General features: G+C 71.4%; 2 protein-coding genes. One reads left to right on the top strand and one right to left on the bottom strand.

Annotated elements, in window-relative coordinates; all coding sequences use genetic code 11:
- Positions 1–126: 126 nt before the first annotated feature.
- Positions 127–1209 carry a 3-deoxy-7-phosphoheptulonate synthase gene (locus AAHM41_RS39855; RefSeq protein WP_342242190.1) on the bottom strand — a complete coding sequence of 361 codons (1083 nt, stop codon included), beginning with the start codon at positions 1207–1209 and terminating at the stop codon, positions 127–129.
- 393 nt (positions 1210–1602) lie between these two features.
- Here AAHM41_RS39855 and AAHM41_RS39850 point away from each other — a divergent pair, with 393 nt between their 5' ends.
- A complete protein-coding gene (locus AAHM41_RS39850; RefSeq protein WP_342242189.1) occupies positions 1603–2523 on the top strand; it encodes a hypothetical protein in 921 nt (306 codons plus the stop codon).
- Positions 2524–2632 lie beyond the last annotated feature (109 nt).

The following is a 2632-nucleotide window of genomic DNA, read 5'->3' as shown; positions in this document are numbered from 1 at the left end:
GCCCCCGGGCCGCGTCGGGCCCCCCACGTCTAGTGGCGGCGCCCAGCGCCGCGGGCGCCGAAGGGCGACGTCGTTTGCTGCTGGCGGTAGCTCGGGCGAAGCGGGTCATGTCGAGATGATCGGATCTCAGGCGGTCGCCGTCAACGTCCGAGGTGTTACAGTCCGCCGCGCTGCGACCGAAGCGGCCAGCCGCTCCAGCACCGCGACCGATTCGTCCCAGCCGATGCAGCCGTCGGTGATGCTCTGGCCGTAGACCAGCGGCCGGCCCGGGATCAGCTCCTGCCGCCCGGCGACCAGGTGGCTCTCGACCATGACGCCGACGACGCGGCCGTCGCCGGCCTCGACCTGGCGCGCCACGTCCTCGACCACCTTCGGCTGGTTCTCCGGCTTCTTGCTGCTGTTGGCGTGGCTGGCGTCGATCATCACCGCCGGCCGCAGCCCGGCCCGGGCCAGCTCGGCGCAGGCGGCCTCGACGCTGGCGGCGTCGTAGTTCGGCGCCTTGCCGCCGCGCAGGATGATGTGCGCGTCGTCGTTGCCGGCGGTCGAGGCGATGGCCGACCGGCCGCTCTTGGTCACCGCCATGAAATGATGCGGCTGCGAGGCGGAGGAGACGGCGTCGACCGCGATCTTCACATTGCCGTCGGTGCCGTTCTTGAAGCCGACCGGGCAGGACAGGCCGGATGCCATCTCGCGGTGGATCTGGCTCTCGGTGGTGCGGGCGCCGATCGCGCCCCAGCCGACCAGGTCGGCGATGTATTGCGGCGTGGTCATGTCCAGGAACTCGCAGGCCGCCGGCAGGCCCAGCCGGTTGACCTCCAGCAGCACGCTGCGCGCCCGCCGCAGCCCCTTGTCGATCTGGAAGCTGCCGTCCAGGTCGGGGTCGTTGATCAGCCCCTTCCAGCCCACCGTGGTGCGCGGCTTCTCGAAATAGACCCGCATGATGATCTCGAGCTCGCCGCCCAGGCGCTGGCGCAGCGGCTGCAGCCGGCTTGCATAGTCCAGCGCCGCCGCGGGGTCGTGGATCGAGCACGGGCCGATCACCACGGCCAGGCGGTCGTCGGTGCCGTGCAGGATGCCGTGCAGGGCGCGGCGGGCCTCGGTCACGGTGCGGGTGGCCACGGCATCGCGCGGGAACTCCTGCATCACCTCGGCGGGTGTGCTCAGCTCCTTGATCTCGCGGATGCGCAGGTCGTCGGTGGTCTTCAACACGGCTTGGGCTCCTGGGTTCACCCCGCCGGCGGCAACAAAAAAGCCGCCAGGGGATCTGGCGGCTCTCGGGTCGGCTGTGGATCGAACTTCAGATCACGCGCACCCTCGCTCCGCCGCTGGCAGCGGGGAGCTAAAGTACCAAAAATAGGTCGCGCGGACGGAGTTCATGTCCTGCATATAAGCCGGCATCGCGGCTTTGTCACGGCCGTTCTTTCGCGAATCGCCGGATCCGGCGGCCGCGGCGTTCGGAATGTTGCGACCCTCGCGCCGGGCCGGAACCGCGGCGGCGCCCGGGGGTTTTTCCGGGCGCGCCGATCGGAAGGGCTTGAGCCCGGCGGTCCGGCGCGTCAGAAACGGCATGTGCCGTCGCGACCTGGAAGCGGAGCCCCGTCGATGAAACCCGTCCGAGCCCTTCTGCCCATCCTCGCCGCCATCCTGCTGTCGTCCACCGCCATGGCCCCCATGGCGATGGCGCAGACAACCCAGCGTTACGCCCCCTGGCAGCCGGCGCAGCAGGACCAGACCAAGGCGCTGCTCGACGAGCTGTCGCGGATGGTCAGCCAGGCCGAACGGGACAAGGCGGCCAGCCCCGACTTCATCGCCGACCTGAAGGGGCTGGCGGAGCGCTACTCCGCCACCGTCGCCCCGCCGGCCTCGACCGCGCCGATCCCGGCCCAGCCGCCGGCGGCACCGGCGCAGCCGCCGGCCGCCGCTCCGGCTCCGGCCGCCCCGGCGCCGGCGCAGCCGGCCTCGCTGGCCGGCACCCGCGTGTTCAGCGATGATTTCAGCGACGGCAACTACACCGCCAACCCGGCCTGGACCTCGCTGCAGGGCACCTGGACCGTCGACAAGAGCGGGCTGCACAGCGACACCAAGGCGGCCAACGGGCAGCAGGGCGGGGTCGCAGCGATCTCGCTGCAGCAGACGCTGAAGAACAATTTCGGGCTCGAGTTCGAGCTGACCGACGTCGCCAACCAGGGCCAGTTCGAGATCCGGGTCTTTCAGGGCGCGTCCAAGGATTCCGGCTACCGGCTGGTCTATCTGCCGGCCAACAGCCCGGTCTTCGCGCTCTACCGCGCCGGCCGCTCGGGCATCACCCAGGTGGCGCAGACCACCAACACCGCGCCGCTGCGCCGCGGCGACCGCACCCGCATCACCTGGACCCGCGACGCCGCCGGCCGGATGGTGGTGGCGCTCGACGGCAAGACCATCATCGAGGCCAGCGACAACGGGTTCCGCGACGGCTGGAACGGCGTGATGCTGGTCAATTTCGGCGGCGACTTCGCCCTGCGCTCGACCCAGGGCGTGAACTGACGGCGGCTCAATTCGACTGGCGGCGCAGGATCGGGGCCACCCGGTCGCGCAGCCAGGCGGCGCCGGGGTCGCGGGGGGGGGGGGGGGGCCCCCCCAAAGCCCCCCCCCC

The sequence above is a fragment of the Inquilinus sp. OTU3971 genome (assembly GCF_038440215.1).
This window is presented reverse-complemented; position numbering and strand designations above follow the sequence as displayed.